Raw genomic sequence first — 24,296 nt, 5'->3', positions numbered from 1 at the left:
CACCATGGGACTTTTCGATTCCCTCAAGAAGGCCTTCAGCAAGCCTTACAAGACTATCTCCGTAGCCCAGGCCAAGGACCTCCTGGGCTCCGGGGCCACGCTCATCGACGTCAGGTCAGCCCAGGAGTGGCGGACCGGCCGGGCTCCCCAGGCCAAGCATGTCCCCCTGGACAGGCTGCAGGCCAGCACCACCGGCATCCAAAAAACCCGTCCCGTAATCGCCGTCTGCGCCTCCGGCGTCCGCTCGGCCTCAGCAGCCCGACTCCTCGCCACCAAGGGATACGACGCCTACTCAGTGCGCGGCGGCATGGCCGCCTGGCGCCAGGCCGGCGAACCCGTCCGTTAGGCAAGCAAGCAACAACTTCCACACACCCAGCCGAACCACTTCGAAGGAGAACCCCATGGCTGAAATCACCATCACCGACACCGACCAGCGCCGCTCCACCGCCCGCATCCTCGATGTCCGCGAGGACTTCGAGGTCGCCGAAGGCATGATCCCCGGCGCCCTGCACATCCCCATGGGCCAGCTGCAGGCACGCCTGGCCGAACTCGACCCCGCCGTCCCCGTGATCGCGGTCTGCCGCAGCGGCAACCGCAGCGCCGCCGTGGCCGATGCCCTGAACGGAGCCGGCTACACCGCGGACACCATGGCCGGCGGCATGACCGCCTGGACCCGCGCCGACCTCCCCACCACCTGACCCGTCAGCTTCGCCACTCTTCGCCCCACACCACACCCCGAAAGGACACGAAAGACGATGGCAACCATCGACATCACCGAACAGAGTTTCGCGCAGACCCTGGAGAACAGCGAGATCGTCTTCGTTGACTTCTGGGCAGCCTGGTGCGGCCCCTGCCGCCAGTTTGCACCCACCTACGGCGCCGCAGCAGAACGGCACCCGGACATCACCTTCGCCAAGGTCGACACCGAAGCCGAACAGGCCCTCGCCGCAGCAGCGAACATCACCTCCATCCCGACCCTGATGGCCTTCAAGAACAAAACCCTGGTCTTCTCCCAGCCCGGAGCCCTCAACGCCACCGGTTTCGAAGAAGTCATCCAGGCCGTCAAGAACCTGGACATGAATGACCTCCGCTCCCAGGCCGGACACCAGCACGCCTGATGCCATGCCAGGCGACCTCGCGTACCGCACTGTCACGGCAGACGAACTTGCTACGGTCTGGCCCTGCGCCACACTGGTGGGCGTGCGGAGCAGGGAAGAGCATGCGACCGCGCACGTCCCCGGGAGCCTGAACATCCCCCTGGACGAATTGCTCTCCCGGCTTTCCGACCTGCCCGGCGGAACGCTCCACCTCATGTGCGGGTCAGGGAAACGCAGCAGCCAGGCCGCGCGGATCCTCACCGACCGCGGATACCACACCGTTAACGTGGCCGGAGGAATTACCGAGTGGTACCGGGCAGGTCACCCCGTCACCTATCACCACACCCCGGAAAGCCATTCACGGGAACGACCCGGACCTGCCCGTGCAGGCCCGCACAGACTGTTCCACAGCTAAAACGGCGAGGCCGCGACCGGCTTGCAAGATACCCCCGGGGGTATCTACACTTGATTCAGAACAAATCTCCAAACCCCTTTCAACTGAAGGAGAGCACCTGATGCTTATCGAGCGCATTTACGACGAAGACCTCGCCCAGGCCAGCTACCTGATCGGCTGCCAGGCCAACAGCACCGCCGTCGTGGTGGACGGCCGCCGGGACATCGCGGTCTACCAGGAACTGGCTGAGAAGAACGGCATGAAGATCATCGCCGTCACCGAAACCCACATCCACGCCGACTACCTCTCCGGCACCCGTGAACTGGCCGCTGCCACCGGCGCGAAGATCTACGTCTCCGGCGAAGGCGGCCCGGACTGGCAGTACGAATTCGACGGCGAACGCCTCTACGATGGCGACAAAATCACCATCGGCAACATCAGCATCCAGGCCCTTCACACCCCGGGCCACACCCCGGAACACCTGTCTTTCCTGGTGACCGACGGCGCGTTCAGCGACCAGCCCGGCTACCTGCTTTCCGGTGACTTTGTGTTCTCCGGCGACCTGGGCCGCCCGGACCTGCTGGACGAGGCAGCCGGCGGCATCGACACCCGCTTCGAGGGCGCAAAGCAACTCTTCGCCAGCCTCCGAGACAAGTTCCTGACCCTGCCGGACTACGTCCAGGTCCACCCCGCCCACGGCGCCGGCAGCGCCTGCGGCAAGGCCCTCGGCGCGATCCCGTCCTCCACTGTGGGCTACGAACGCCTCTACGCCTGGTGGGGCCCATACCTCGCTGCGAACGACGAGCAGGGCTTCATCGACGAACTCCTCGACGGCCAGCCCGACGCCCACGCCTACTTCGGCCGCATGAAGCGCGAAAACCGTGAAGGGCCCGCCGTGATGGGCGAACGCACGCCGTTGCCCGAAATCGCTACCGCCACCGTGGCTGCGGGCCTGGAAGCGGACACCCTGACCTTCATCGACACCCGCCCCAACGCCCAGGTCCACGAAGGCACGGTAGCCCGGTCCCTCAACGTTCCGGCCGGGAAGTCCGTGGCCAGCTACGGCGCCTGGGTCGTGAACCCGGAAACGGACAAGAACCCCCTGGTGCTCCTGGCCGACGGTCAGGAACAGGCCCAGGACATGTGGGACCATCTGGTCCGCGTAGGCATCGACAACGTTGCCGGCTACGTCACCAGCCTCGACGGGCTGCCCACGTTCACGCCGAAGCTGATCCAGCCCGAGGAACTCGAGGGCTTTGACGCCGCCATGGTCCTCGATGTCCGCAACAAGACCGAGCACCAGGCCGGGCACGTCCCGGGCTCGCACCAGCTCTCCGGCGGCCGCGCCATGTGGCACCTCGATGAACTGCCCACTGAGGGGACCATCGTCTCCTACTGCCAGTCCGGCGTCCGGAACTCCGTAGCCGCCAGCGCCCTGCGCCGTGCCGGATACGACGTCGTCGAACTCGACGGCAGCTACGCAGCCTGGGACGCTTTCCAGCAGACACGACAGAACGCCGTCTCAGCAAAGTAACCCCACAGACCGCCCGGGCAGGACCCCCTCCTGCCCGGGCCCGCCAGGACGCGTTCCCCCACGCGTCCTGGCACCTTTATGTCTCCGGAATGAAAGCGAGTACCCAAGAGTGGCCAGAACAAAGGAGGGAAGCACCCTGGACTCCACCTGCGCCGTACTGGGCCTGCGGCAGAACCTGCCGCAGTTCATGCTGCTTGTTGCCGTCAACGCACTGGTGGGCGGCACCCTGGGCCAGGAACGCAAGTGGTCGGTAGCGCTTGGCGGTGAGCAAGGCGACACTTAGCACCGAAGAAAGACCGCCATTTACCGCCAACATTCACACACTAGGGTATTCTCAACATCACTTGTATTTGTCCTTTGATAAGACCCGGAGAAGTGATGGCACGCCTTGGATACGCCCGCGTCAGTCTGGCTGACCAGAACACCGATCTGCAGATCCGGGAACTGGAAGCAGCTGGGTGCGAACGAATCTATAAAGACCAGGGGATAAGCGGAACGCGGGTACGTCGTCCGGAGCTGGACCGGATGCTGGACCGTCTCGGTCCCGGGGATGAAGTCGTGGTGTGGAAGCTGGACCGGTTGGGACGCAACACCCGCCACCTGCTCGAGCTCTTGGACGACTTCAAGGCAAGGGGAATCAAGTTCCGTTCTCTAAGGGATGGCATCGCCACTGACCCGGCCAGCGAGGTCGGGGGAGCGATGGCTCAGGCGATGGTCACCATCATTTCCGCGTTCGCCCAGCTTGAACGAGACCAGCTTTCCGAGCGCACCAAGGCCGGCATGGCGGCTGCAGCTGCTAGCGGAAGGAAAGCGGGACGCCGGGAGATCACTACAGACCACGAGAAGGTCAAGAGGGCATACGAACTGAAAGCTCGCGGCCTCAAGCCGACGGACATCGGAAAGATCATCGGAGCCAGCCGCGCGACCGTCTACCGATACCTAGGTATGGACTCTTGAGGCCACAGAGCTAGTTGCTGTTTTCGTGGAGAGTTCAGATCAGCGAGTAGCATCTCGTCAATGGCTGCCTTCAAGGGACCCAGCTTCGGTGCTCGCCGCGCCGGGGTCTTCCGTTCAGGCGGTTCCGCGGTCGCCAACGCCTGACGCACCGTTCTTCTCGAGACGTTATGCGCCCGGGCCAGAGCACGGATCGATAAACCACGTACCCTCGTGTCCCGGCGGATCCTCGCGAACAGCTCCACTCTCAACTCCATCACTGCCTTCCACTGTTGGAAAAACACTCCGATGGAACCAACGGTGGGGTGGGCTCAAACGAAACTGCCATTAATCAACCGGCGAGCCGTGAAGTGGGCCCGATTCAAACTGCAAAACCGGGTCTCAACTCGAACTGTCATAATCACAGCCATGTTGATCTCGTAGTCGTAGCGCGTCTGGGCTTGAGGTTCGTTGATAACAGTCACCGCACGAACAGCACCGTCCTCCAAAGTTTGGACACCCACATCCACGAGACCGTTTCCGTCCTCGAAGAGAGTGGTCAGTCTTGAGCTGTCTGGGCATCTTCAGCCTTGTCAGCTGCCGGCAGACCGAGAGACAACCGGAGCCCATCGGTTCCGCCATCGAGCACCGATACGGCCTCATAGCCCCGAAACGAAGCTGGTCGAACTGCTGCCCGCTGCCGAATGAAGGCTCCGTTACTGCTTGCCTACGGCGTTCGGGTGCACCTCAAAACCAAATATGGTCCCGGTCGCCGGCAGCTCCCGAGGGCGGTCACGCACTCGGCCCGACCGGGTGCTGGAAGATAAGGCGTACACTTCCGGCGCCAACCGCGGCTATCCAGCCGGCAGGGGAATCAAAATCACGATACCCGAGCGGTCAGACCAGATTGCAGGACGGGCGCGGCGCGGTTCCAGAGGCGGACGGCCCCGATCCTTCGACAAGGTGGCCTACAAAGGCCGAACGTCGTTGGACGCTGCCTCAATCGGTTCAAACAGCGGCGTGACATCGCGACGAGAAGTGACAAACGGCACGCAGCTACCTCGCTGGCGTCACCCTCGCCTCGGCACTGATCTGGATCAAGTCAGGGGTTTAGCAACACACCCTAGGGCACTCCGATGACCCTTCCTGTAACGGCATCCGTGCTGACGGGCCCGAAGTGGCGGGAATCGATGGAGGCTTCCCGGTTGTCGCCGAGAACGAAAATTTCGTTTTGCCCTACTCGGACCTCACCGAAGTACATTCCGTCGATGGTTTTCTGGTCGACGAAAGGTTCGCGCGTGGGGATACCGTCGACGTTGAGGACACCGTCCTGCATGGATATGTTCTGGCCCTCGACTGCGACAACGCGTTTGACGATCAGTGCGCCATCATCAGGACTGCGCAGGGTCACTACTTCGCCAATGCGGGCACCGGCTCTGCCAACCGGGCTGACTTTGTTGATCCAAACGATGCTTCCGGGCGGGATAGTGGGGGCCATGCTGGTTGCTGTGACCACGACCGGCTCTAAGAACCACAGGCGCAAAATCAGCAGGAGTACCAGGCAAAGGCCTGCGGCAGCTCCGATCCTTGTCGTCCTCACGGCAGGTTAGTCGCCCTTGTCGTCCCAAGCGGGCCGGGCAGTCAGGATGGGATCGTTCAAGTCAACCTCGGTCGGTCCCAGACCCACGCTGAATTGCGCCATCATGGAGTGATCTTCGTGGACGAGGTTATGGCAGTGCACCATGTAGCGTCCCTTGTGCGGGCCGAATTTCATCACTGCCTTGACGGTTTCGCCCTCGCCCAGGTACATCACATCCTTTGGTCCCTTTTCATAGGCAAACGGGGCTTTACCGTTGCGGCTCAGGATCTGGAAATCGATGAGGTGGATATGGAGGGGATGATTCCAACCGCCTGAGGAGTTTTCGAACTCCCAGATTTCCGTGGCATTCAATGCTGGGTTGGCCATGACTTCCCTGAAGTTGCTCGCGATCACGTCCTCCCAGGTCCGGTCATCGATGGTCCATGCGTTGGTAACGTCATTGTGCTTAAGCCTGAAGCGCCTTATTTTAGTGGCGGCGGCTGCTTTAAGGTTCATCACTTCGCTAGGGATGAGGGTCGTCGGGAGGCGGTTCCAGGTCGGGTCGCTCTTATCGATGGGATCGTCCACAACATCGAAAGCCATCACTTTGCTGGTGTGGTCGTAATCCCGGTTGTTGTCGTTTGACAGGTTGCGAAGCTCCACCCTTTGCCCTGTGCCATATTTGCTGAAGTCAATGAGAACTTCGTAGCGCTCAGCGCCGCCGTGCCGCCAGTTAGCCACCGTTTGGGCCACCGGCATCAGGCCCCCATCAGTGGCGACCATTGTTACGGGAGCGCCGGTGCTGAGGTAGAACCTGTAGGACCTGGAGATTGAGGCGTTGAGGACGCGAAAGCGGTACACGCGCTTGCGAACTTTCATCACCGGCCACGGCTGACCGTTAACCAGCACGACATCACCAAAGAGTCCGGACTGCTGGCGGGTATCGAAGCCGAGCTTGCCGTCAGCGGCGAACATGGCGTCACTGACTGTCAGCGGGACGTCATAGGTTCCTTGAGGGAGAAGACCTTTTTCTTCCGGATCGGTGAGGTGATATTGGCCGGCAAGCCCCGAGTAGACGTTTTGCGCCGTGAAGTGGACGGCATGATCGTGATACCAGAGGGTGCGGGCCGGCTGGAAGTTCGGAAATTGGTAATCCTTGGCGAATCCCGGAAGGCATAGATCGTTCGCGTAGCCATCGAATTGAGGCAAGGAGGCGGATCCGTGAAGGTGCGTGGACATGGCTAGGGTGTGGCCGAGCGACGGGTGTGTGGCGGGAAGACGGTTGCGCATGCGAAGGATGGCTTTGGTTCCGCGCTCGATTTTGATGGTGGGGCCAGGAAAAGTCCCGTTGTATCCCAGGATCGGAGTGGAAAGGCGGGGCAGGATTCTTGCCATTCCCGCCTGCTGGGAGAGTGTGTAGTAGTTTGTCCTCACGCCGTCCACGACGGTGGTGTTGGTGGGCGCGAGAACTGGAGGGATGGTCAGGGCGGCGCTGTACGGGCGGGGCATGTCACTGTCGCGCAGCGCACTGGCGGACTTCGCACTTACGCTGGCGATTGGAACCGTAACCAGTCCTGCGCCTACCGCGCCGAGGCTGGCGATGCCACCCATGAGGATGGCCTGCCTTCTTGTTATATCCATGACGATCCGCCTTTCAGGTACTGCGTGCTTGCTCTGCCACAGTGTTCCGTGGAGCTTGTGAAAAGGTTGTGTAAGGTTCGCCGGTGCCTGTCCTCTGCGGTCCCGGCAAACGGCTATTTGCCATGGTGGGCTTGCCCGAGTGATAGCCGGGTGCCGTCGGGCCCTTCAAGGACCAACGCAATCGCCTGGTCCGGGAGCTCGAAGACAAGCGTGGCCTCCAGGGTTTTTCCCTGGCCTATCGTTGAGTCAACAGAGCTCCAGAGGGGTTGCACATTTCGTGAACCGATGCCCGTGACGGTGAAGTCCGGGCTGGTGAATTCGAGCCCGCCGGGCTCCAACGCCGTTAGCTCGACCAGCAGCCGCACCCGGTGGGTTCCGATCGCGGGTTCCTGATAGAGAGCTTCCCCACGTTCCGGCGGCAGCCAACCGTCGTTTTCCAGCGGGGCAATGGCGCTGATCCGTGCCATGCCCCCTGGGTACAGGCTGGAGGCACCAAGCGGGGTACTAGTGCGGGGCGGTGCAGTCAGGGCAAGGTAGCCCAGAGACATGGCTATCGACAGAAGGAGTCCAACCGGTATGAGCATAAGCTTTCCCGGTCGCCGTTTGGTGAGGGGGAGTTCCATCGTGCCGATGTTTGTCATGCCGACATTTTGATTGCGGCAGGTTGTAAAAAGGTTGTCGGTTGCGATCCACAGTGGACCCAGTGGAATGACGGCGATTGTTTCCTATGCCAGAAGAGCGCTCTGGTCGCCGGCGTAATCATCGCCGAGACTGGCGCGGATATGGACATCTTCCCCACCTCGGCACATCTGGCCTCATGGGCCGGCGTCTGCCCTGGCTCGAATGAGTCCGCTGGACACATCAAATCCACCAGAACCAGACGGGGCAATAACTACCTGAAGGCTGCCTTGGGCACCTCTGCGCTGACGGCAGCCCGGCTCAAGGACACGTTCCTCTCCCAGAAATACCGGCGGATCGCTGCCCGACGGGGTCCAAAGAAAGCACTCGTCGCAATTGAACGCGTCATCCTCACCACAACATGGAACATGCTCGCCAACGGCGAGATCTACACCGACCTAGGAGCCGACTACTACCTCAGGCGCGATCCCGACAAGGCCAGAAACCGAGCCGTCCCAACTCAAAACCCTCGGCTACGAGGTCAGCCTCACGCCAGCGAGCGGGTAACTCACCATCTATTTACGTACTAGGAAATGGGACACGTCTGAAGCGGACTCCTGCTAGCTGCCGGATTCCGAGACGAGTTGGTTGCGCTTCGGGCGAGGAATGGCTTCTAAGGTGCCGGGTTGCTGAGCGATTGCGAGTCGGGACTGCCCTGGCTTAGGGATGGTCCATCAGGACCTTGAGGGCGGCTAGTGCCTTCTCGTCGTCTCGCTTGAAGATCACCGTCAGAAGGGGCACTGCGAACCGGGCCAGACCGCCCACGTGGAAATCTACATTGCTGGTGAGCCGACAGGTGCCGGCGCCTGTGGGCTCTACCAGATAGGAAGCGACACCGGTCATCTTGCCCGATGGGATCTCAAAGGCGACGAAACGGCCAGGCTCGTAGGCGATGAAGCGGTTGCGGGCGACGACTCTCATTCCCGCGAATCGCCGCGTCAACTCATGTTCAGTGCCAACACGGAGAGGACCCGGCGTGATGCGCCTAATATCGTGGATGCCGCTCTGCCATCGGGGCGCGTTCGTGTGGTCTGCAACGAAGTCGAAGACCTTTGAGGCCGGAGCCTGCAACTCGGTGCGCATCTCCAGCTGAAGCCGTCTCATGAGGTGTCCTTTCCAAGGCGCGGACGCACGCCAGGGCCTGCAAGTCCGGTTGATTGCAACGGGACGAGCGAATCCGCGGCTGGTGCCACAGCCCTGTGTGGGATCGACGAGGCGAGGGCTAGGACAGTCACGAACGACGCGGCCAGGACGGCAACCCACGCGCCGCGGGGCTCCGTAAGAGCGAGTGCAGGGCCGGCGATTCCGGGCCCGGCCAGAGCGAGGGCGGCAAGGAGGGCTGCGCTGGTGATTCCACAGGCTAGCCTGCTCCAAAGCGGTCCCCGGCGCGATACAGCGTAGCCTCCACCGACTGCCATCAGAGCCACTGCGATCGCTCCTCCGCCAAGGCCCTGAGTTAGAAGTGCAGGAACCGCGCCGGGGAGGAGCATTGGAGCTATGGCAAACGCCAATGGTGCCAGAGCCAGCCAGCGCCAATACTGTCGTCCGCCGGTCCGTCGGAGGGCTTCCGCCCAGCCTAGAAGTCCGCCGGCAACGGCACCGGGAAAGATGAGTGCTCCGAATGTTCCCCACCAATCGAAAGTGGATGCTGGACCGGCGAGCTCCACCATGTATCCGCGGAAGCCGGCGGCCCAGGCAATCCCGCAGGTCGTGCCCAGTGCGATGAGAGTCACCGCTTGTCTGCCAAGGAAATGGCTGTTCATGATGGCCTCGTTAGCTACGGTGCCAGAGAGGGCGAGAAAGGATGTTGGGTCGACTGCCGGTGAGGACGGTCTGGGGGTTCTGGGTTTCCATGACACGGCTCTAATCTTGAAGCAAACTAGAGTTCTGCTTTAGTGAGATACTCTAAATATGGACCCGGACACACTGCACGTCAAGAGCACCCGCAGGCAGAAATCGGACGCCACCCGGCGCAAGATCATTACGGCGGCGCACCAGGAATTTATCGCCCGAGGATTCCACGGGGCCACCATGGCTGGCATTGCTGCCCGTGCTGGAGTAGCTTCGCAAACCGTGTACTTCGTGTTCCATACCAAACCCGAGCTCATCAGTGCCGTAATTGACTCCGCCGTCCTGGGCGAAGATGATTCCCGCCCGCCGCAGGCCCAGCCGTGGTGGACAGCGATGATGCAGGAACCTGACGCTGCTGAGGCATTGCGAATCTTCATTCGTGGAGCAGGCCCCTTATTTGCGCGCGCGTCGGCTATCTCGGAAGTTCTTCGCGCAGCCGCCCTGACCGATATCGAGGTGCGCCGAACACACCAACACCATGAAAACCTTCGCAGGGACGGGTTCGGACAGGTCTTGGAGATATTGGCGGAAAAGGGGCCGCTCCGTGCCGATCGGCCAACCGATCAGCTCACCGAGGCGTTCATGACTGTCTACGGTGACAGCACGTACCACCAGCTCGCTGTTGAGCGCGGCTGGAGCCACGACCAGATCATGGCATGGCTCTGCGACGTCCTTCCAGACATGTTGCTCTCTTGAAAGAGTCCCCGCCTACCCCTGCCGCCCTCCCAGCGAACTACAAGCTTAGTGTGGACATAATGCGATCGGAGCTTCGGTCAACCGCTATTTGACCGGGGCTTCGCCAATTCGGGGACCAAGCAACGAATGCCAGGGTCCTGCTGCTGTCGCTACCCGGCGGGGCCGTCCCATGTCTGGCCAAACAGGGGCGCACGACGGTGCGGGAAACGGGCTACCGGGCAATATCATTGTGGCCAGGCGGTCTGCGCTGGCGATCCGTGCCCACCCAAGCCTCTGTATCCACGACTATAAGTGCATATCCAAAATGCTGGATACTGCCTTATAGTTCTTGATATGGAAAGTGCTTTGAATCCGTATTCGCCCGGTTCGGGCCGACGGCCCTTTGAGTTGGTTGGGCGCCAGAGTGAGATCGATGCCTTCGATCTGCTGCTGGCCAAGACCCGGCAGCGACGGCCCGACCGGGGGATCGTCCTGCATGGGCTTCGCGGGGTGGGAAAAACGGTGCTGCTGAACGAGTTTCGTCGGCAGGCCGAACACGCAGAATTCATGGTGGTTTTCCTGGAGGGCAGGGACGCTGAGGGAGGGCCGGAAGCCGTTCGGGCCAAGCTCGCCCGGAGCTTGCTGCAGGCAGGGCGGAAGCTGAACCGCCGCGGTGCGGGGGAACGGCTCGTGGCGGCGCTTGGCAGCATCGCCTCCTTCTCCGCGAAACTCGGCGTGACCGGCATCGATATCGGGGTGAACCTCAATCACGGCCGCGCCGATTCCGGGTCGATCGAAGTGGATCTGGAAGAACTGATTGAGGATCTGTGCCTGGCGCTGGCGGAGAAGCGTTCTGGCCTGATCTTCATCATCGATGAGATGCAGGACCTGGACGAGGGACTCATCGCCGCTCTCCTGAGCGCCCAGCACCTGGCCGGCCAACGCGAATGGCCTTTCTACATCGCGGGGGCAGGGCTGCCCAATCTGCCCTCGGTACTCAGCGAAGCACGCTCCTACGCCGAAAGGATCTTCAACTACCGCAGCATCGGAGCTCTGTCGAGGGAAGCTGCCGAGGCGGCACTGGTCGTCCCGGCCCGAAGGTTTGGGGCATCGTTCGTACCCGAGGCCCAAGACCTCCTCCTGAGCGCCTCGGGCGCCTACCCGTACTTCCTGCAGGAGTACGGCTACGCGGCCTGGGAAACAGCACCAGAGAAGACCGTGACCTTCGACGACGCCAAAATCGCGGTGGAAATCGGCCGCGCGCAACTGGACCAAGGGTTCTTCCCGTCACGCTGGAAACGGGCCTCGAAGGCTGAGAAGGAATTCCTCCGCCTGATGGCGATCGACGGTGATGAAGGATCCAGCACCGCTGAACTTGCCGAACGGGCGCACAAGAAGCAAAGCTCCATGACCATGACCCGCGCATCCTTGATCGACAAGGGGATCATCTACGCACCAGCACTCGGTGTCGTGGCGTTCACCGTTCCGGGCATGGCTGACTACGTCAAACGCCTACATGAATAAGACGAGCGCAGGAACCGGGACCATTGCAGGTGGGAGGTTGCGGTGGGGAATTCTCTTGGCTGTTACCGCGCTGGTCCTTGCCGGGGCCGGGATCTACGCGGTGGGAGCGTACCAGCGCTTCGAGGAGAGCCGCAGGGCGGCCTCGTCGGTAGAGGTCACTGCAGGCCAGCCCCAACCGGGGGTCCCTTTCGTTCTTTTCAGGAACACAGCCGATGGGCAGGGGTATGGCAATGCGGCCACGGTGCCTCTTTCTGCCCCTGGCGGCACGCGTGCCGTCAGTGACCAGGCCTGCGACCGGGTCTATGGCGCTGCCGCCACGGTGGTCTGTCTCAGATCCAACCGTGGTTTGGTGACTACTTACGAAGCATCTGTCCTGAACCGGGAATGGCAGCAGGAGCGTTCGTGGCCTGTGCCCGGCATTCCGAGCCGGGCGCGTGTTAGTGCGGACGGGTCCCTGATCGCCACCACGGTGTTTGTCTCCGGTCACTCCTACACTCAAGCGGGGTTCTCCACAGCAACCGAGATCACGTTGCCCGGCGGCGGTACAGGAAACCTCGAAGACTTCGGCCTCATCGTGAACGGCGACCGGCTGATTGCCAGTGACAGGAACATTTGGGGTGTGACGTTTGCACCCGGTCGGAGTGATGTCTTCTACGCCACGGCCGCGTCGTCAGGGCGGATCTGGCTGGTCCGGGGGAGTGTCGCGGCTAGGACGCTGACGGCCATCCATGACAACGTTGAGTGCCCGTCGGTGTCGCCGGACGGCACCAGGATCGCGTATAAGAAGAACGTCGGCGGGCCCTTGGCCGCGCATTGGAACGTGGCGCTGCTTGACCTTGCAACCGGCACTGAAACGGTGCTGTCGGAGAAACGCAGCGTCGATGACCAGATTGAGTGGCTGGATGATCAGACTCTGTTGTATGGTCTGGCGGACGACACCACAGAAGGTGACAGCAACATCTGGAAACTGCCAACCGATCCCGCGTCCCAGCCGAGCCTGTTCATTGAGCACGCGTGGTCGCCGAGTGTGGTCCGCTGACGTCCGGCCCGGAAACCGGGGGAGTGGCCGGACGTCAGCGGTCTGAATGTCCTTCCACGCCTCAGCAGGTTCCCAGCAGGCCGCACAGCAGGCCGCCGGACTGAGTGGGGCTCGGCGAGGGGCTGGGTGAGGGGGTGGCGGTCGGACTGGGTGAGGGTGTCGCTGTCGCCGTTGCGGATGGGGCCGGCGTTGCGGTCGGGGTAGGCGTGGGCGTTGGGCCGGGCGTCGCCTGTGCCTGTGCCGGTGCCGTAGCCGAGTAGAGGACGTCGACGAAGTAGTTCGTGGAGTTCCACGAGTTCGTTGGGGCAGCACCGCCGGAACCGTACAGGTAGCGGCCGTTGTTGGGACCGGCGGCGGTGAACACGCCGCTGGCCCAGGTTTGGGCGAAGAACGCAGGCGTGTAGGCGTAGCGGCCGTTGGGAGCCAGGTATGAAACAACGTATGTTTCCCCCGGAATTACGGCTACCGGGGAGGACAGCATCGCGGTTTGCCAGCCGTTCGCTGTTTCATTCGCGAAGGTCACTTGGGCCAGCCGCGTTCCCGCGGCGTTCCACAGGGAGCCAACATGGGTTCCGGTGTTTCCGGTTCCCTTGTAGAACCGGATGCCGGTGACATTGCCGGCTTCGGAGACCGTGAACGCCGTTCCCAGTTCAACCGATGACGCATCATCGGAAGCTGCTGTCTGGGGTTGGAGTTCCCCGAACATGGAGGTTTGCGCGGCATCAGGGTCGGCAGTGGTGAATTGCCAGGTCGTGGTCGGCAGCGTCTGGCCCTGACGGGATTCGACGTTGCTGACGTTCACGGAGATGGCGGTGGTGCCCGGCAGGACGGCCGCCGGGGTGAACGTCAGGGTGCGGCCGTCGGTGGACAGTGCAGCACTGCCGTCAACAGGTGCCCCGTTCGCTCCCAGCGTGAACGAGGCACCCGGCTTGATGGCGGAGGAGAGCGTCAGCGCTGGTCTGACATCAACAGAGACTCCCGTGGCGTCCGGTGCAGGGGACCGGTCGGTTATCGTCAGCGGGGGCACGGCGGCCATGAAGACCAGGTCCACCAGGTAACTCGCCGTCGAGGCCGTGCCGGGGAAGTCTGCGCTGTAGCTGAACGCGCCGGAATCCGGGGCCGTGCGCAGCGGCCCGCTGGCGAATCCGTCCCCGAAACCAGCCGGAGTGTAGGAGTAGGTTCCGGCGGGAGCTTTGTACGCCACGACGTATTCGGTGTTGGCCGTGATCTCGACCGGTTGGCTGAACGTTGCTGTCTGCCAGCCAACACTGGTTTCGTTGGTGAAGGTGACGGTGGCCAGAAGCTGCCCGCCGGCCGTGTACAGGGAGCCGGTGTGCGTTCCGGTGTTGCCGGCGGCCTTGTAGAACCGTACGCCGGTGACTTGGCCTGCGGTGTCGCTGGCGAACCGGACGCCCAGGGTCAGGGGCATGCCGTCGTTGACCTCCGCGACGGTGGGCGTAACGGAGTCCTGGTAGAGCGTGCAGGGGCACGTCCCGGGCGTCCTTGGGGCAGGGACAGTGGCAAACGTCCAGGAAGCGTTGCTCAGTGGTTGCCGGGACACGGCGGTTGCCGTGACGGTGGATGTGTACGACGTCCCTGCCGCCAGCGGCGCTGCCGGGCTGAACGTGACCTTCCGTGTCTGGGTGTCGTAGCTGGTGGACCCGGGAACGGTTGCACCGTCGGCGTCTTTTACCGTCAGACTGACGGAGGATGCCTCAGCCGGTTCGGACAGTACCGCACTGAGCTGGCTGTCCAGCGGAACGCTGGACGCGCCCGGATGCGGGGACTGGCCCGTCGGGGTGAATGCCGGTGGTGGGACCATCACGATGACATCCACCAGGTAGCTTGCTGTTGATCGTGCTCCAGGAAAGTCGCCGCTGTACGTGTAGGCGCCCGCATCCGAGGCAGCCCGCAACGGACCAACGCTCATGCCGGAACCGAATCCATTGGCCGTAGCAGAATAGGTGCCTGTCAGTGACTTGTAGGAGACGATGTAGTCCGTGTTCGCAGCCATCTGGACCGGTTGGCTGAACATCGCTGTCTGCCACCCCGAGGCGCTTTCATTGGTGAACGCCACCGTGGCCAGTTGCTGCCCGGCCGCCGTGTAGAGGGCACCGTTGTGGGTGCCGGTGTTTCCTGCCGATTTGTAGAAGCGCATACCGACTACTTCACCGGCGGAAACGCTGGAGAACCGTACGCCCAGCGTCAAGGGAACGCCGTCCTGAATCTGAGCGATGCCCGGCGTGACGGAGTCGTCAAAGAGGCTGCACGGGCAAGATCCCGGAACCGGCACTGTTGCCCCTGTCGTGAATGCCCAGGTCCCGCCTGCTGTCACCGGACCACCGAGGGTGTCTGTTCCGGCGAGCGTTGCGGTGTACTGAGTGCTGAACGCCAAAGCGTTCGCCGGGGAGAAGGTTGCCCGCCGGGCTCTGTTGCAAAGATTGGCGGCAGTCAGAGGTAGGCTGTCGCTCTGCGCCGATCAGGCGGCTGCTGCGAAATGGTGGTTGAGCATGCCCATGGCCTCCGTCAGCGCCGAGGGCCCAATGCCAAAAGCTCTCTCCACAAGGCGCACCTCGCCCCTGATGCCGGGCTGCAGGCACCAGGGGCGAGCCTGTCCTTTGCGCAGGGCTCGCATGACTTCGAATCCCTTGATCGTGGCATAGGCCGTGGGGATCGATTTGAAACCGCGCACCGGCTTGATCAGTATCTTGAGCTTTCCGTGATCGGCCTCGATCACGTTATTGAGATACTTCACCTGCCGGTGGGCCGTCTCCCGGTCCAGCTTTCCTTCGCGCTTCAATTCGGTGATCGCTGCACCATAGCTCGGCGCTTTGTCGGTATTGAGCGTGGCAGGCTTTTCCCAGTGCTTCAGGCCTCGCAGGGCCTTGCCCAGGAACCGCTTCGCTGCCTTGGCGCTGCGGGTCGGCGACAGGTAGAAATCGATCGTGTCGCCCCGCTTGTCGACTGCCCGGTACAGGTAGGTCCACTTGCCCCGCACCTTGACGTAGGTTTCATCCAGGCGCCAGCTCGGATCAAAGCCACGCCGCCAGAACCAGCGCAGCCGCTTCTCCATCTCCGGGGCGTAGCACTGGACCCAGCGATAGATCGTCGTATGGTCGACCGAAATGCCGCGTTCCGCCAGCATTTCCTCAAGGTCGCGATAGCTGATCGGATAGCGACAATACCAGCGCACCGCCCACAGGATCACATCACCCTGGAAATGGCGCCACTTGAAATCCGTCATCGTTCCGTCCGTCCAATCTCCGCCAAGCATGCTCAAGCTTCACGATTTTTGCAACAGAGCCTCCCCCAGGACTCGGGGCCGATGGCCACGTTCTACCGCCCCGACGTCCTGGCCAAGGTAGGCGCGGCGGCACCGGTGACTTGGGAGGAGTGGGCAGCCGTTGGGAAGGAACTCCGCGGTGCCAACGCCTACATCGACTGCTTTTCTCTCGCGGACACCTCCTACTTCGTCTCTTTCGCCGCACAGGCTGGCGCTTCCTGGCTGCGCCCAGCCGAGGACGGATGGGTCATCAACATGACCGACGACTCAACGCTGAACGTCGCGCGTTTCTTTGACCGGGCAATCGACGACGGCATCGTCACCACCGCCTATGGACCCTTCACCCCCGGCTGGTACGCGGCGGCTGCGAAGGGGGAGCTCGCGTCGCTCACGAGCGGCAGCTGGGCCGATGCCCTTGTGCAGAGCGTCAGCGGCGGAGCGGGCAAGTGGCGCGTGGCGCCCATGCCCATTTGGGACCCCAGAGGGTATGGCTCAAGCTACCTCGGCGGCTCCACCGCGGCGGTCCTGGCTAACAGCAAGCACCCCCGCGAGGCCCTCGAGTTCGCTGTCTGGATGACGTCCACGCAGGCCGGCATCGACGCCGAGATCGCCAACAGTGGCATCGGATGGTCGCCCGTGCCGGGCATCATCGGTGCAAAGCGCGAGAGGCCCTCCGACTTTTTCGGGGGGCAGAACTACAACCAGGACGTGATCGTGCCGGCGAGTAAGTCGCAGAACATGGACTGGTCTTGGTGGCCCGTCACCACGCAGTCTTTCAACATCCTGGGCGACGGGTTCCGCCGTAAGGCATCGGGCACGAGCCTAGTCGACACCGTAGCAGCCGCCGAGCAGCAGATCATGACCGCCTTCAGGAACAAAGGTCTGACGATTAGGAAGGAGCAGGCATGAGCGCCACGGCAGATACCGCACAAGCACATCCGTCAGCAGTCCAGCGGGAGGGGCACGGACGGGCAAGGCAGCAGCGCCGCGTCGTCACCCGTGCACCCTGGATACTGCTCGCGCCCTTCCTGGCGCTCTTTGCCCTCACGTTCATCTTCCCGATCATCGCTGCTGTCGGTTCGAGCTTTACGAAAGTGACCCGCAGTGGCCTCTTCGGCGAGACGGGCGTCCACTCCGGGTTTGCGGGGTTCGAGAACTATGCCCGCGCCCTCGGGGACGGTAGCTTCCTCGCCTCGATCGGCCGCGTACTGCTCTTCGGCGTGGTCCAGGTTCCTGTCATGATCGCCCTATGTACAGTCCTTGCGCTCCTGCTGGAGTCGGCCTCGGCTAAGTGGCCCGGGTTCTTCCGCGCGGCCTACTTCATGCCGTACGGCGTGCCGGGTGTCATCGCGACCATTCTCTGGTCTTTTCTCTACGTCCCGGGCCTGAGCCCGCTCGTGGACGCTGCCACGTCCGTAGGCCTCACCGTGAACTTCCTCGGCCCGGACACCGTGCTGTGGTCCATCGCCAACATCGTTACGTGGAGCTACACGGGCTACAACATGCTCATCGTCATAGCCCAGCTTAAGTCGATCCCCGGCGAGATATATGAAGCTGCGCGCGTGGACGGTGCCGGGCCCTTCCGTGTCGCGTGGACCATTCAGCTGCCGCTTATCCGGCCCGCTCTCGTGCTCACAACGGTGTTCTCGATCATCGGCACGCTTCAACTTTTCGCCGAGGCGCAAGTCCTTCAGACTGTGGCTCCGGCCGTCGACAGCCAATACACCCCGAACCTCTCCGCCTACACCACTGCCTTTGCATACAACGACTACAACGTCGCCGCAGCCCAGGCCGTGCTCATTGCCCTCGCGGCCTTCATCCTCTCCTTCACCTTCCTCCGGTTCACGAACAGGAAGTCCTCATGACTGCCACTCCCAACCTTAGCCGGCCCCAGAGCGTCGCCGGGGAGCCACCTGTGACGCGGCGCCGACGCCCGGGCTCCACAACGATTCTTGTCACGGGGCTGCTTGTCGTAGCCGCGCTCTACTTCCTGGTCCCGGTCTATTGGGTGGTGGTCGCTGCGACCAAGACCAGCGGAGACCTGTTCGCGACCAACGGTTTCTTGTTCGCGCCTAATTTCGTCCTATGGGACAACCTGGCGAACGTCCTCTCCTACGGGGACGGCGTCTTTGTGCGCTGGTTCCTCAACTCAATTCTGTATGCAGGGGTTGGCGCATTGGCCGCGACGTACTTCGCCGCTGCTGGCGGCTACGCCTTGGCCAAGTACAACTTCCGGGGCAACAGTCTCATCTTCGGGCTCGTCCTCGGAGGCGTCCTCGTCCCCGGCACCGCCACAGCCCTGCCCCTGTTTCTGTTCTTCAGCCAGCTCGGCATCGCCAACACGTACTGGAGCGTCCTGTTGCCCTCACTCGTCTCGCCGTTTGGCCTGTTTCTGTGTCGGGTTTATGCGCAGGCAACAGTGGATCCGGCGCTGTTGGAGGCTGCGCGAATCGACGGCGCGGGCGAACTTCGCATCTTCCACTCCGTGGGGCTGCGGGTTCTCACTCCCGCCCTGGTGACGGTGTTCTTGTTCCAGCTCGTGGGCATCTGGAACAACTACTTCCTGCCGCTGGTGATGCTCTCCGACTCGAAGCTGTTCCCCATCACGGTAGGTCTGAATAACTGGCTTAGCCAGGCAGACCGGCTCCCGGAGTTCTACCAGCTGACCACCGGCGGCGTACTGCTGTCTGTCATCCCGCTCGCCATCGCCATGATCGTCCTTCAGCGCTTCTGGCGTGGAGGCCTCACAGAAGGAGCCGTCAAATGAGCCCCCGTCCAGCGGAGGCCACAGCCTCCACCGCCTACGTCACCGACCCGGGCCCGGGAGAAGGACGGCGAGAACCGGCCCGTTCCTGGCTTCACACCGACGCCCCGTCCCTGTCCCTCGACGGGCAATGGCGATTCCGACTCCTCAAGGGAGTCCCCGGAACACCCGGCGGGCGTGGGGTGCTGTCCCCGGGGGAGGCCGCGGAGGCGATGGCCGCTGCGGAGTACGACGACTCTTCGTGGGAGTCGCTGACCGTACCCTCCCACTGGGTGCTCCAGGGCGACGGATCGTACGGCCGCCCGATCTACACGAACGTGCAGTTCCCGTTCCCAATCGACCCGCCGTTCGTCCCCGACGAAAACCCCACCGGGGACTATCGCCGTACGTTCGAGCTGCCCGACGGCTGGAAGGCCGACGACACAGGCGGCGAGAGCCGCGTCGTCCTGCGCTTTGACGGCGTCGAATCCCGGTACAAGGTATGGGTCAACGGCACAGAGATCGGATGGGGCGCCGGAAGTCGCCTCGCCCAGGAGTTCGACGTCACCGACGCCGTCAGCACAGGTACCAACACCATCGCAGTCCGCGTCCATCAATGGTCCGCTTCCAGCTACCTCGAAGACCAAGACCAGTGGTGGCTGCCGGGAATTTTCCGATCGGTGACCCTCTTGTCCCGCCCGGTCGATGGCATCGAGGACGTGTGGCTCCGGACCGGCTACAACGACGGGGCGGGGACCCTGGAACCGGAAGTGAAAGCGCCGGCATCGTCGTACCCTGTTCGCCTCCGCGTACCCGAGCTCGGCATCGACGTCGAGTGGGCCAATCCCGGTGATGTTGCACCGGTACCTGTTTCTGCCGTCGAGCCCTGGACCGCCGAAACCCCGCGGCTCTACGATGCGACCGTGGCCAGCAAGGCCGAGACGGTGTCACTGCGGATCGGCTTCCGCACCGTAGAAATCGTGGGAGACCAATTTCTGGTCAACGGACGCAAAGTGGTGTTCCACGGTGTCAATCGCCACGAGACCCACCCCACGCTCGGCCGCGTCTTCGACGAGGACTTCGCCCGCGAGGACCTCGCGCTCATGAAGCGCTCCAACGTCAACGCAATCCGTACCAGCCACTACCCGCCCCACCCGCGACTGCTCGAACTCGCAGACGAGATGGGCTTCTGGGTAATCCTCGAGTGCGACCTCGAAACGCACGGGTTCGAGCGGCACGGCTGGGCCCGGAACCCGAGCGACGAGCCGATGTGGCGCGAGGCGCTCCTTGACCGGATCGAACGGACCGTGGAGCGGGACAAGAACCGACCCTCGATCGTCATGTGGTCCCTCGGCAACGAGTCCGGCACAGGACAGAATCTCGCCGCTATGTCCGCGTGGGTGCATGCACGGGATGCGGGCAGACCAGTCCACTACGAGAACGACTACGCCGGCGCGTACACCGACGTGTACTCCCGCATGTACGCGACACTGCCCGAGGTGGAAACGATCGGACGCGACAGCGACACCACACCGCTGCTGGGCTGCTCCCCTGCCGAGGGGGCGCGGCAGCGGACCAAGCCGTTCCTTCTGTGCGAGTACGTCCACGCAATGGGCAACGGGCCCGGGAACATATCGCTGTACGAGGACCTCGTCGCGAAATACCCGCGGCTGCACGGCGGGTTCGTCTGGGAGTGGCGCGACCACGGTATCGCCGCCCGCACTGCGGACGGCACCGAATACTTCGCCTACGGCGGCGACTTCGGCGAGGAAATCCATGACGGCAACTTCGTGCTCGACGGCCTCATCCTCTCCGACTCCATGCCCTCGCCGGGACTGTATGAGTTCAAGACCGTCGTGGCGCCCGTGGGACTTGCCTTTGACGGGCTCGAGCCGGGCGGCAAGCCCTGTGTACGGGTGACAAACCTCCGACACAGCGCGGATCTGGGAGACCTGCTCTTTCGCTGGCGGATCGAGGACAACGGCGAACCAGTCGCCTCCGGTGAGCTCGCCGTCGAGGGGCTCGACGGTAGTCCACTCGCCCCTGGCGCCTCGGCCGCCGTCCCCCTTCCAGTGTCCGCCGAGGGATGCACTGGAGAGGTATGGGTGACCGTCGAGGCGGTCCTCGCTCAGGATGCCGGGTGGGCCCCTTCCGGGCACGAAGTCGCCTCAGCACAGGGCCGTCTCGCGTCGCCCGCGAAGCGCCCGCTGCCGTCCGCAGCCGGGCTCCCGGGCGGAAATTGGCCGCAGGGAGAAGGCGCCGGGCTACTGGAGCTCGGGCCGGCAGTCTTCGATGAAGGACGGCTCGTTAAGCTCGCTGGCCTCCCTGTGGATGGGCCCCGGCTTGAGCTGTTCCGGGCGCCCACGGACAATGACCGCGGCGAATCCCGGGGCGGCTACATCGACACCGACCCTTGGGTGCCAGACGCAGACGGCATCCCGGGCGTAGGAGCTCCCGGGCCGTCGTCGGCAGCGCGTTGGCACGCGGCCGGTCTGGACCGGCTGCACGGGCGTGTTGAGGCAGTCGAAGTGCTTGATGACCGCGCCCTCCGTGTACGCACCCGGTACGCCGCGGCGGACCAGGTGCGCACCGTCACCGTCGAGGAGCAATGGATTCTTGACCCCGAAGGTTTGTGGCTGCGGGTGGACATTCTGCCATCCTCCGATTGGGACGGTGTGTGGCCCCGTGTCGGTGTGCGGTTCGGGCTGCCCGCCGACGTGGACGCGGCGTCATGGTTCGGGCTGGGACCGCACGAGTCCTACCCTGACAGCCTCGAAGCTGCGCTTGTGGGACGGTACGCAGCCGGGATCGATCAGCTCGCCGTGCCGTATGCGCGCCCGCAGGAGACCGGTCACCGCGGGGGTATGCGCTCCCTCGACCTGCTCCGGGGCTCGGAGCCGTGGGTACGGGTAGACGCGTTCGCGGACGCGCGGGGCCGCCTGCCGGGATTCACACTGAGCCGGTACACGGCCCAGGAGCTCGCCGCGGCCCGGCACCCGCATGAGCTGCCTCCGGCCACGCGTTCATGGTTATACCTCGACGCGGCTCAGCACGGGCTCGGCACCCGCTCGTGTGGCCCTGATGTCTGGCCCGAGTCCGCCTTGGCGCCGGAGGCGCGGACGCTCACCTTCCGCCTGGCGGCCTCCGAATGACCAGCCTCGTGATGTCCAGGATGAGCGCCGATACCGTTCCGATCTCAGGTAGGCAGACCACGCTGCGCTGCGGCCCCTACACCGCCGAAATAGCCAGCGTCGGTGCATCGTTACGCTCCTTGCGCTACAACGGCAGGGACCTGATTCTCCCCTTTTCGGAACATCAGGTCCGCCCCGCCTACCGAGGGGCAGTATTGGTGCCTTGGCCTAACAGGGTTATCGCGGGACGGTATGAATTCGAAGGTGTGGAATACCAGCTCGGTGTCAACGAACCGAGCCGGGGCCACGCACTTCATGGCCTATTGGCCTGGGAAGACTGGTGCCCGGTTAAGTCGGACGAGTCCTCGGTCATTCTGTCCACCGTCGTTCAAGCGAGGAGCGGTTACCCCTTCCGCCTGGACGTACAGGTGTCCTACCAGCTGGATTTTTCCGGGCTGCACACCACTGTTACAGCCACCAACACCGGCCCCGGCTCAGCACCTTACGGGGCCGCCGGGCACCCATACTTGGTCGCCGGGGAGGGCCGGGTCGACGACTGGATTCTCGAGCTGCCCGCACGAAAAGTGCAGCAAGTCACCCCGGACCTTTTGATACCTACAGGAGTTAGCGACGTTTCAGAGGACCGACACTACGACTTTGTTGCCCCCCGCCCCATCGGTTCCATAACACTCGACCATGCCTTCACTGATCTCGTACGTGACAACGAAGGTTACTCAACCGCACGCCTGACTACATGGGACGGGTCCGGAACTTCGATGACATGGGGTCGGGACTGCCCCTGGGTGCAGATACACACAGCCGACCTCCCAGATGCGGAATCCAGCAGAGCCGGCCTGGCAGTAGAACCAATGACCTGTCCGCCTAATGCCTTCAACACCAGGACAGACCTCATAGTCCTCCTCCCGGGGCAGAGTCATACCGCGAGCTGGAACATCGAAGCGATACCAGCCAACCCAACCCGCACCCGCTCATGAAAATCCTGGTCACAGGGGGCACGGGCTACATCGGTTCCCACACTGTTTTGTCCCTGCAGGAAGCCGGCCACGACGTGGTCGTCATCGACAACCTGGTCAACTCCAGCGAGGAGTCGCTGCGCCGCGTAGCCGAACTCAGCGGCAAGACCGCAGAGTTCCATCAGGTAAACCTGGTGGACGAGGCCGCCATCGACAAGGTCTTTGCCGGCGCAGCCATCGAGGCCGTCATCCACTTCGCTGGCCTCAAAGCGGTGGGCGAATCCGTGCGGAAGCCGTTGAAGTACTACTACAACAACCTTGTAGGCACTCTGAACCTGATTCGTGTGATGGACAGGCATGACGTCCGGTCCATCGTGTTCAGCTCGTCGGCCACCGTCTACGGGGAGCACAACCCCATCCCCTATGTGGAAAAGATGGAGATCGGGGCCAACAACCCCTACGGGCGCACCAAGGAACAGATCGAGGACATCCTCTCCGACCTCGGCGCCGCCGACCCGCGCTGGCACATAGCCCTGCTGCGCTATTTCAACCCGGTGGGTGCACACCCCTCCGGACGGATTGGCGAGGACCCGCAGGGTATCCCCAACAACCTGGTGCCGTTCATCGCCCAGGTGGCCGTGGGCCGCCGAGAGAAGCTCATGGTCTTCGGTGGCGACTACGACACCCCCGACGGCACCTGCCTGCGCGACTACATCCACGTGGTGGACCTGGCGGAAGGGCACGTCGCGGCCCTGAACCATATCGCGGACACCACCGGCGTGTTCCGCTGGAACCTCGGCTCCGGTAAGGGTTCCTCCGTGCTGGAGGTCCTGCGCTCCTTTGAGAAGGCCGTGGGCAAGCCCATCCCCTATGAGCTCACCGGCCGCCGCGCCGGAGACCTCCCTGCCTTCTGGGCAGATGCCACCTCCGCGCTGGCCGACCTCAGCTGGTCCACCACCAAGACCGTGGACCAAATGTGCGAAGACCACTGGCGCTGGCAGAAGAACAACTCCCAGGGCTATATATCCCACCGCGAATGAACTGTAGGAGCAGTGGATAAATGCAGACAGAGAATTCCACCTGCACGGACTTCCACGAGCATGAACGCACGCAACACGATTCCATCACCATCCACGCACACACGCGATCCCATTTGGAGGCCGCCGTCCAAGAACTCTCTGTTTGTGCGAGGCATCGGAAGCAGGGAATTCTGGTAACCC

The 24,296-nt window shown here is 63.2% G+C and carries 21 protein-coding genes and 4 pseudogenes; 17 read left to right on the top strand and 8 right to left on the bottom strand.

Translation table 11 applies throughout. The annotated features are described in order from the left end of the window. Positions 1 to 4 precede the first annotated feature (4 nt). The 7 genes and pseudogenes from QN084_RS23065 to QN084_RS23035 all read left to right on the top strand — a co-directional run bounded on the left by QN084_RS23065 (position 5) and on the right by QN084_RS23035 (position 3,982). The gene (locus QN084_RS23065; protein ID WP_069696353.1) at positions 5 to 346 is read left to right on the top strand and encodes a rhodanese-like domain-containing protein; all 342 of its coding nucleotides are present in this window, start codon (positions 5 to 7) and stop codon (positions 344 to 346) included. A gap of 55 nt (positions 347 to 401) precedes the next feature. Continuing rightward, positions 402 to 698 carry a rhodanese-like domain-containing protein gene (locus QN084_RS23060; protein WP_069696352.1) on the top strand — a complete coding sequence of 99 codons (297 nt, stop codon included), beginning with the start codon at positions 402 to 404 and terminating at the stop codon, positions 696 to 698. A 57-nt stretch (positions 699 to 755) separates the two neighbouring features. After that, a complete protein-coding gene (locus QN084_RS23055) occupies positions 756 to 1,118 on the top strand; it encodes a thioredoxin family protein (protein ID WP_069696351.1) in 363 nt (120 codons plus the stop codon). Continuing rightward, on the top strand, positions 1,081 to 1,512 hold the full coding sequence (locus QN084_RS23050) for a rhodanese-like domain-containing protein (protein ID WP_069696350.1): 432 nt from the start codon (positions 1,081 to 1,083) through the stop codon (positions 1,510 to 1,512). The genes QN084_RS23055 and QN084_RS23050 overlap by 38 nt, the downstream gene beginning before the upstream one ends. Before the next feature lie 100 nt (positions 1,513 to 1,612). Further along, a complete protein-coding gene (locus tag QN084_RS23045) occupies positions 1,613 to 3,025 on the top strand; it encodes an MBL fold metallo-hydrolase (protein WP_069696349.1) in 1,413 nt (470 codons plus the stop codon). A 109-nt stretch (positions 3,026 to 3,134) separates the two neighbouring features. Further along, a pseudogene (locus tag QN084_RS23040) lies at positions 3,135 to 3,266 on the top strand (MFS transporter); the annotation flags it as partial. A 137-nt stretch (positions 3,267 to 3,403) separates the two neighbouring features. Continuing rightward, complete coding sequence (locus tag QN084_RS23035; protein WP_166842965.1) at positions 3,404 to 3,982, top strand: recombinase family protein; 579 nt, start codon at positions 3,404 to 3,406, stop codon at positions 3,980 to 3,982. 14 nt (positions 3,983 to 3,996) lie between these two features. Here the strand turns inward: QN084_RS23035 and QN084_RS23030 are convergent. The 4 genes and pseudogenes from QN084_RS23030 to QN084_RS23015 form a co-directional block, all read right to left on the bottom strand. Further along, positions 3,997 to 4,236, bottom strand: a pseudogene (locus QN084_RS23030) (IS21 family transposase); the annotation flags it as partial. An 845-nt stretch (positions 4,237 to 5,081) separates the two neighbouring features. Then, complete coding sequence (gene lepB / locus QN084_RS23025) at positions 5,082 to 5,558, bottom strand: signal peptidase I (protein WP_259362791.1); 477 nt, start codon at positions 5,556 to 5,558, stop codon at positions 5,082 to 5,084. 6 nt (positions 5,559 to 5,564) lie between these two features. Next, positions 5,565 to 7,148 carry a multicopper oxidase family protein gene (locus tag QN084_RS23020; protein ID WP_259362793.1) on the bottom strand — a complete coding sequence of 528 codons (1,584 nt, stop codon included), beginning with the start codon at positions 7,146 to 7,148 and terminating at the stop codon, positions 5,565 to 5,567. Positions 7,149 to 7,291: 143 nt separating this feature from the next. Beyond that, entirely contained in the window at positions 7,292 to 7,645 is a 354-nt protein-coding gene (locus tag QN084_RS23015; protein WP_259362794.1) for a hypothetical protein, read from the bottom strand. A 270-nt stretch (positions 7,646 to 7,915) separates the two neighbouring features. On the opposite strand from QN084_RS23015, the pseudogene QN084_RS23010 reads away from it, so the two are divergent. Next, positions 7,916 to 8,363, top strand: a pseudogene (locus QN084_RS23010) (transposase); the annotation flags it as partial. A gap of 153 nt (positions 8,364 to 8,516) precedes the next feature. Here the strand turns inward: QN084_RS23010 and QN084_RS23005 are convergent. Beyond that, positions 8,517 to 8,960 (bottom strand): SRPBCC family protein, encoded by a 444-nt coding sequence (locus tag QN084_RS23005; protein WP_166842968.1) that lies wholly within the window; start codon positions 8,958 to 8,960, stop codon positions 8,517 to 8,519. Beyond that, positions 8,957 to 9,619, bottom strand: coding sequence for a hypothetical protein (locus QN084_RS23000; RefSeq protein WP_166842969.1), 663 nt, complete (start codon positions 9,617 to 9,619; stop codon positions 8,957 to 8,959). Before QN084_RS23000 ends, QN084_RS23005 begins: the two co-directional genes overlap by 4 nt. A gap of 148 nt (positions 9,620 to 9,767) precedes the next feature. Here QN084_RS23000 and QN084_RS22995 point away from each other — a divergent pair, with 148 nt between their 5' ends. The 3 genes from QN084_RS22995 (at position 9,768) to QN084_RS22985 (ending at position 12,945) form a co-directional block, all read left to right on the top strand. After that, positions 9,768 to 10,403, top strand: coding sequence for a TetR/AcrR family transcriptional regulator (locus QN084_RS22995; protein ID WP_166842970.1), 636 nt, complete (start codon positions 9,768 to 9,770; stop codon positions 10,401 to 10,403). Positions 10,404 to 10,736: 333 nt separating this feature from the next. Next, the gene (locus QN084_RS22990; protein ID WP_166842971.1) at positions 10,737 to 11,906 is read left to right on the top strand and encodes an ATP-binding protein; all 1,170 of its coding nucleotides are present in this window, start codon (positions 10,737 to 10,739) and stop codon (positions 11,904 to 11,906) included. Next, a complete protein-coding gene (locus QN084_RS22985; protein ID WP_166842972.1) occupies positions 11,899 to 12,945 on the top strand; it encodes a TolB family protein in 1,047 nt (348 codons plus the stop codon). The genes QN084_RS22990 and QN084_RS22985 overlap by 8 nt, the downstream gene beginning before the upstream one ends. Positions 12,946 to 13,006: 61 nt before the next feature. On the opposite strand, the pseudogene QN084_RS22980 reads toward QN084_RS22985, so the two are convergent. Further along, positions 13,007 to 15,370 (bottom strand): annotated as a pseudogene (locus tag QN084_RS22980) (DUF4082 domain-containing protein); the annotation flags it as partial. Between the two features lie 54 nt (positions 15,371 to 15,424). Next, positions 15,425 to 16,189 carry an IS6-like element IS6100 family transposase gene (locus QN084_RS22975; RefSeq protein ID WP_001389365.1) on the bottom strand — a complete coding sequence of 255 codons (765 nt, stop codon included), beginning with the start codon at positions 16,187 to 16,189 and terminating at the stop codon, positions 15,425 to 15,427. On the opposite strand from QN084_RS22975, the gene QN084_RS22970 reads away from it, so the two are divergent. Genes QN084_RS22970 through galE form a run of 6 tightly spaced genes read left to right on the top strand, consistent with a single transcriptional unit; the run spans position 16,166 to position 24,116 of the window. Further along, positions 16,166 to 17,137: an ABC transporter substrate-binding protein gene (locus tag QN084_RS22970; protein WP_502920613.1), complete on the top strand. Its 972-nt coding sequence runs from the start codon at positions 16,166 to 16,168 to the stop codon at positions 17,135 to 17,137. The genes QN084_RS22975 and QN084_RS22970 overlap by 24 nt on opposite strands. Further along, positions 17,134 to 18,093, top strand: a complete 960-nt coding sequence (locus QN084_RS22965) for a carbohydrate ABC transporter permease (protein ID WP_028271804.1) — start codon at positions 17,134 to 17,136, stop codon at positions 18,091 to 18,093. Before QN084_RS22970 ends, QN084_RS22965 begins: the two co-directional genes overlap by 4 nt. After that, positions 18,090 to 18,995, top strand: a complete 906-nt coding sequence (locus QN084_RS22960) for a carbohydrate ABC transporter permease (RefSeq protein ID WP_166842940.1) — start codon at positions 18,090 to 18,092, stop codon at positions 18,993 to 18,995. The genes QN084_RS22965 and QN084_RS22960 overlap by 4 nt, the downstream gene beginning before the upstream one ends. Then, a complete protein-coding gene (locus tag QN084_RS22955) occupies positions 18,992 to 22,123 on the top strand; it encodes a glycoside hydrolase family 2 TIM barrel-domain containing protein (RefSeq protein WP_166842941.1) in 3,132 nt (1,043 codons plus the stop codon). Before QN084_RS22960 ends, QN084_RS22955 begins: the two co-directional genes overlap by 4 nt. Further along, positions 22,120 to 23,097, top strand: coding sequence for an aldose 1-epimerase family protein (locus QN084_RS22950; RefSeq protein ID WP_347877681.1), 978 nt, complete (start codon positions 22,120 to 22,122; stop codon positions 23,095 to 23,097). Before QN084_RS22955 ends, QN084_RS22950 begins: the two co-directional genes overlap by 4 nt. After that, on the top strand, positions 23,094 to 24,116 hold the full coding sequence (gene galE / locus QN084_RS22945; RefSeq protein WP_166842942.1) for a UDP-glucose 4-epimerase GalE: 1,023 nt from the start codon (positions 23,094 to 23,096) through the stop codon (positions 24,114 to 24,116). The genes QN084_RS22950 and galE overlap by 4 nt, the downstream gene beginning before the upstream one ends. The last annotated feature ends 180 nt before the right edge of the window (positions 24,117 to 24,296 follow it).

The organism is Paenarthrobacter sp. R1 (assembly GCF_030264015.1).
In the GTDB taxonomy this organism is placed as follows: Bacteria; Actinomycetota; Actinomycetes; order Actinomycetales; family Micrococcaceae; genus Arthrobacter; species Arthrobacter ureafaciens.
The sequence above is the reverse complement of the archived record's forward strand: the minus strand, read 5'-3'. Positions and strand labels throughout refer to the sequence as shown.